5 protein-coding genes are annotated in these 6,036 nt (G+C 72.8%); 2 read left to right on the top strand and 3 right to left on the bottom strand.

All coding sequences use genetic code 11. From position 1 onward, the window contains the following. The coding region (locus WML84_RS12000; protein WP_347346378.1) for an MFS transporter at positions 1 to 1,325 on the bottom strand (1,325 nt) is incomplete at its 3' end. A 322-nt stretch (positions 1,326 to 1,647) separates the two neighbouring features. On the opposite strand from WML84_RS12000, the gene WML84_RS12005 reads away from it, so the two are divergent. Further along, complete coding sequence (locus WML84_RS12005; RefSeq protein ID WP_347346379.1) at positions 1,648 to 2,379, top strand: SDR family NAD(P)-dependent oxidoreductase; 732 nt, start codon at positions 1,648 to 1,650, stop codon at positions 2,377 to 2,379. Here the strand turns inward: WML84_RS12005 and WML84_RS12010 are convergent. Together WML84_RS12010 and WML84_RS12015 are read right to left on the bottom strand one after the other, a co-directional pair. Then, on the bottom strand, positions 2,352 to 3,824 hold the full coding sequence (locus WML84_RS12010; protein ID WP_347346380.1) for a hypothetical protein: 1,473 nt from the start codon (positions 3,822 to 3,824) through the stop codon (positions 2,352 to 2,354). The genes WML84_RS12005 and WML84_RS12010 overlap by 28 nt on opposite strands. Positions 3,825 to 3,939: 115 nt before the next feature. Then, on the bottom strand, positions 3,940 to 4,800 hold the full coding sequence (locus WML84_RS12015; RefSeq protein WP_347346381.1) for a Cof-type HAD-IIB family hydrolase: 861 nt from the start codon (positions 4,798 to 4,800) through the stop codon (positions 3,940 to 3,942). Between the two features lie 61 nt (positions 4,801 to 4,861). Between WML84_RS12015 and rlmN the strand changes: the two genes are divergently transcribed. Next, on the top strand, positions 4,862 to 6,036 hold a 1,175-nt coding region (gene rlmN, locus WML84_RS12020), incomplete at its 3' end, for a 23S rRNA (adenine(2503)-C(2))-methyltransferase RlmN (protein WP_347346382.1).

The following is a 6,036-nucleotide window of genomic DNA, read 5'->3' on the forward strand; positions in this document are numbered from 1 at the left end:
GGCGGCGCGGGGATCGCGCTGGTCATGGCCGGGACGGCGATCGCGGTCGTCATGGGGGCCACCGGGATCGCGGTCGTCGTGGTCGGGACCACGAGGGCGCCCGTCATCGTGGAGACCACGACGGTGTCGGCGGCCACTCCCTGGCGCGCCGCCTCGGCGCGGTCCTTGCGCCGCAGGATCGTGAGCGGCACCACGTAGAGCGCCGCGATCGCGGCCCCCACCACGACCGGTCCGGTCGTTCCGAGGCCCGTGCCGAGGGCGAAGCCGGCGAGCGACGTGCCGACCGCGATGCCGACGTTGAACGACGACGTGCTCAGCGCGGCGGCGAGGGTCGCGTGGTTCGCGTAGTGCACGGCCTTGCCGATCAGGAGCGGGTTCGTGGCCGTGCCGAACAGGCCGAGCAGGCCGAGGAGCGGCACCGCCACGGCGGCCGTGTGCGAGAACAGCGCGAGCGCCACGAGCACGAGGAACATCATGATCGCGGCGACGAACATCACCGCATAGGGGCGGTGCGCGCCGAGGTGCCCGCCGAGGTTGGCTCCGACGAGCGCACCGACGCCGTAGACCATGAGCACGAGCGGCACGGCGGATGCCGGCAGGCCCGTGCTCTCGGTCAGGAGCGGCGAGATGAAGCTGTAGGCCGCGAGGCACGACCCGCACACGATCGCGGCGCTCGCGTAGACGAGCCACACGCGGACGTCCTTGAGGCTCCGGAACTCGGCGCGCACCGAGGGCACGTGCGCCGCCGGCGGGTCGACCGGCACCCGGCGGTACATGACGACGGCTCCCGCGAGCGCGACCACGGCGAGCACCCAGAACGGCACGCGCCAGCCGATCGCCTGCGCCGCGAATGCGCCGAGCGGCACGCCGACGACGTTGGCGAGCATCCCGCCGCCGAGCACGATGCCGAGCGCGCGCGGCGCCGCACGGCCCGCGGCCTTGACGACCACGATCGCCGTCACCGCCCAGAAGGCGCCGGTCGCGAACGCGGTGACGAACCGGGCCGCCAGGAGCACTCCGAACGCGGGGGCGGTGGCGGCCAGGACGTGCCCGAACGAGAAGAGCAGCAGCGCCAGCGCGAGCGCGAGGCGACGGGGGAGCCTGAGGGTCAGGATCGCCATGAGCGGCGAGCCGACGATCATCCCGATCGCGAAGACGGTGATGCCCAGGCTCGCCTCGCCCACGCCGATCCCGAAGCTCTCCGCGATGCCGGGCAGCATGCCCGCCATGACGAGCTCGGTCGTGCTCATGAGGAACACGCCGGCCGCGAGCACGTAGATCACGAGCGGCAGACGAGCGGTGGGGCGGGCGGTTTCCGGGGTCATTCGAGCGACGTCAGGCTTCCTGAACGAGGGTGGGGTGGGAGGCCCGCGTACGGTGCGGGGGACCGGGCCGCACGATCCACGAGAGGAGCGCGGCGAGATCTCGATCCTATCGAGGCGTCCATGCCTCGCCCGGCACGCGTTCCGACGCGGTCCTAAGGGCGCCGGGACTGCGTCGCACGCGGTGTCGGATCGGCGTGGAACGGGCCTCGACAGCGGCCTCGAGCGAGTCCTTGGCTCTCCGCGCGGTTCCCCGTCATGCGTCCGTCACTGCGTGATACTCGTGGGGGCGCGCCCGCGCCGGACCCTCCGAAGGGAGCCACGGATGGCACTCGTCCTCGTCACCGGCGCCTCGACCGGGCTGGGGCTCGCGACCGCGACCGCGCTCGCCGAGGCGGGCCACGACGTCGTGCTGCACGCCCGCAACACCGCGCGCACCGGCGGCGACGAGGCGTGGGACGGCATGCGCGAGATCATCCACGGCGACCTCGCGCACGCCGACGAGACGGTCCGGCTCGCCGAGCGCGCGAACGGGATCGGCCGGTTCGACGCGGTCGTCCACAACGCCGGCGTCCTCGACGGCCCGGACGTGTACGCCGTGAACATCGTCGCCCCCTATCTGCTCACGGCGCTCATGACGCCGCCGAAGCGCACGATCCTCCTCGGCAGCTCGATGCACATGGGCGGTTCCACCGACCTGTCGGCCGTCGACTTCGGCAGGCCCGGGGTCAGGGCGTACGAGACGAGCAAGCTGCACGTCACCGCGCTGGCGATGGCGCTCGCCGCGCGGCATCCCGACACGATGGTGCATACCGTCGACCCGGGCTGGGTGCCCACGCGCATGGGCGGCCCGGGCGCGCCGGACGACCTCGACGAGGGGCACCGCACGCAGGTGTGGCTCGCGACCGCGCCGGAGGGCGACATCGCGCCGCGGTCGGGTGCGTACTGGCACCACCGCGCGCCGCGCCGGCCGCATCCCGCCGCGCACGACGCCCGGTTCCAGCGCGAGCTCCTCGCCGCCCTCGCGTCCTACACCGGAGTCGTGCTGCCCGCCTGAGCGGCCGGCCCGGTGTCTGCGCCGGCTCCGACGGCCGAGCCGGCGGTGGCCTCGGCGGCGGGCTCGACCTCCGTGCCGCCCGGCTCGCCGTCGCCGTTCCGTGTCTCCTCGACCTCGGCTCTGCGCATGCCGATCGCGGGCCGGCGCACCAGCTCGACGACGACGAGCACCGCGAGCACGACGACGAGCGTCGACAGCACGGAGCCCACCGTGGCGGGACGGTTCAGGAACAGCACGAGCACGCCGATCCCCGCCGTGACCGCGACGATCGCCGAACGCCACCGCTCCACCAGCGCGCCGAACCCGCGCGGGTCCAGTCCGTGCCGATCGGCGGCGGAGCGGACAGCCGCGAAGCCCGGCCCGGCGATGCCGCGCACCGCGCGTGCCGGCGCGGAGCCTCCGGCCAGCCAGCCGCCGATCCCGACGAACACGCCTAGGACGACGAGCGCGAGGATCGTCGACGAGATGAGCGCGGTGAGCTGGTCGAACAGCGTCTGCGCGGTGGCCGCAGGCATGACCGACGGGCTCACCGTCCCGATGAAGAACTGCTCGCCGATCCCCATGCCCGCCGCGAGCAGCAGGAACGAGGCCGCGAGCCCGAACCCCGCCCACGCGAGCGCGCGCGCTCGCCGGCGGGCCACGGCGATGCCGACGCCGAGCAGCCCGAGCACCGCCCAGGGCAGCCAGTAGCCCGCCGCCACCGCGACCTGGTAGATCGTCCGCACCAGGACGAGCGCATCCGCCGTCACGATGGGGATGGACCGGTCGATCGCAGGGATGCGCTCCGCGAACCCGAGGCCCCGCGCGACGAGCGCCTCCTTGACCTGCTCGATCACGACGCTCAGCTCGAGCGAGAGCGTGCCGTCTTCCGAGAGCCGGAGGACCGCGTTCGGATCGCCCTGGATCACCGCGATCGCGCGACGGTGCGTCTCGCGCAGCGCGCCCTCCCACAGGTTCGCGAACTGCGGCGACTCGACCACGCGATCGACGCCGTCTGCGATCAGCGAACGCACGCCGTCGGCCGCCGGGGCCTCCAGGAGAGCGAGCGCGGCGGCCGCCCGCGGCGGCAGGCCGAGCCCGTCGATGCCGGCGAACAGGTCGCCGACGAGCCCGTCGATGTCGAGGTTCTCGTCGATGGCATCCATCACCTGATCGCTCACGAACGACTGCACGGCCGGCTCATGCGCGAGCGGGGCGAAGGTCTGCACGAAGCGCTCGGTGTCGACGAGCTGCGTCCGCGCCCACGTGCCGAGCGTCGCGACGGGGGCGAGGACCACGGCCACCGTGATCAGCACCGCGGCGACGACCGCCCGCCAGCGCCCCGCGGTCGTCCGGTCGTGCGCGGCGCCCGGAGCGGAGGGCGAGGCGGCGCGCAGCTCGTGGTTCTGCGCCTCCAGCTCGGCGACGCGCGCGTGCAGCGCCTCCAGCTTCCGGTCGTCGTCCATGCTCGCCCCGTTCCCGCGGATCCTGAGGCCATGATGGCGAACGGACGCCGTCGCGTCGAGCCGGTCTCGCCCGTGACGACCGGATCCCTCACCGGGCGCGCGTGCGCCGGGAGCCTCAGAGCAGACCGTGGCGGAGGAACGCGTTCCACACGCCGTGGTCCGCGACGGCGGTGGTGACCTCGTCGGCGTGCGCCTTGACCGTGTCGGAGGCGTTGTCCATCGCGATGCCCACGCCGCAGACCTCGAGCATCTCGAGGTCGTTCATGCTGTCGCCGATCCCGATGGCCGCTGCCGTGGACATGCCGAGGAGGTCCAGCAGCTGCACGATCGTGGTGCCCTTGTTGACGCCCGCGAGGGTCACCTCGCCGCTGCCGTTGCCCATGTGCGGCACGGTGCCGGTGATGACGTGGAACTCGTCGCCGAACGCGTGCACGACGCGGTCGAACGCCGTGAGGTCGTCGGCGAGGAAGCCGGACTTGGCGATGCCGTCGAACCGCGGCCGGCGCGTGTCGGCGAGCGCCGCGATGAGCGGATGGTCGTCGGCCGAGACCACCGGGAACATGTCCGGGTGGGGCTCCTGGTGATGCAGCCGGTCGGCGCCGAAGTAGCCGACGTAGCGGTCGACGACGTGGGGGCTCGGGTAGAGCTGGTCGTACGCCTGCAGGTAGTAGTCGTAGCCGGCATCCTCGTAGAAGGCGACCATGCGCGCGGCCGCCTCGATCGGCATGGTGCGCGAGATGACGAGCTCGCCGCCCACCTCGGCGAAGCCGCCGCCGGCGCTGATGGCGCCGTCGAAGCCGATGTCGCGGATCGCGGGGTAGATCTCGCGGCGCCCGCGACCCGTGCACACGAACACGAGGTGCCCGTTCGCGCGGGCCAGCCGCACGGCCTGCACCGACGATCGCGCCATGCGCTCGTCCTCGTCGATCAGGGTGCCGTCGACGTCGATGAACACGATGCGACGCGAGCGGGACATCCCTCCAGCGTAGGCGTGCGCTCCGGGGGTTCGTGCAGGCGCGGGTCGTTAGCCTGGAGGGATGACCGAGACCGTGCCCGTGCGCGCCACGAAGACCCGCCAGGTCCGCCCGGCGACCGAGGGATGGTCGCAGCAGAAGGACGCCGAGGGCCGTCCGCTGCTGCAGTTCGCCTCGCCCAAGCGCGGCAAGCCGCCCGTGCACCTCGCCGACCTCACGCCCGAGCAGCGCGTCGAGAAGGTCGCCGAGCTCGGGATGCCGGGATTCCGGGCGAAGCAGCTCGAGAAGCACTACTTCACCCGCTACACGTCGGATGCCGCGCGCATGACCGACCTGCCCGCATCCGTCCGCGACGAGCTCGTCGCCGGCATGCTGCCGCCCCTGCTGACCGAGGTGCGGCGCCTGCAGACCGACCGCGGCGACACGATCAAGTTCCTGTGGAAGCTGCACGACGGCGCCCTCGTCGAGTCGGTGCTCATGCGCTACCCGGGCCGCATCACGCTGTGCGTGTCGTCGCAGGCGGGATGCGGCATGAACTGCCCCTTCTGCGCCACCGGCCAGGCGGGCCTGACCCGCAACATGTCGTCCGCCGAGATCGTCGAGCAGGTCGTGCGGGCCAACCGCGTCATCGCCGACGGCCAGTTGGGCGACCCCCGCAAGGTCGGGCACGAGGCCGAGCGGGTCACGAACATCGTGTTCATGGGCATGGGCGAGCCGCTCGCCAACTACGCGCGCGTCATGCACGCGGTGCGCGTCATGACAGACAAGAAGCACGGCCTCGGCATGAGCGCGCGCGGCGTGACCGTCTCGACCGTGGGGCTGGTCCCGGCGATCACGAAGCTCGCCGCCGAGGACATCCCGGTGACGTTCGCGCTGTCGCTGCACGCGCCCGACGACCAGCTGCGCGACGAGCTCATCCCGGTGAACTCGCGCTGGAAGGTCGACGAGGCCCTCGACGCCGCCCGCGGCTACTTCGAGAAGACCGGCCGCCGCGTGTCGATCGAGTACGCGCTCATCAAGGACATGAACGACCACGCGTGGCGCGCCGACCTCCTCGCCGAGAAGCTCAACGCCCGCGGGCGCGGCTGGGTGCACGTGAACCCCATCCCGCTGAACCCGACGCCGGGGTCGATCTGGACCGCGTCGGAGGTCTCGGTGCAGGACGAGTTCGTGCGCCGGCTCAACGCCGCCGGCATCCCGACCACCCTCCGCGACACGCGCGGCAAGGAGATCGACGG

Origin of the sequence: Microbacterium sp., from assembly GCF_039812165.1 — a bacterium.
In the GTDB taxonomy this organism is placed as follows: Bacteria; Actinomycetota; Actinomycetes; order Actinomycetales; family Microbacteriaceae; genus Microbacterium.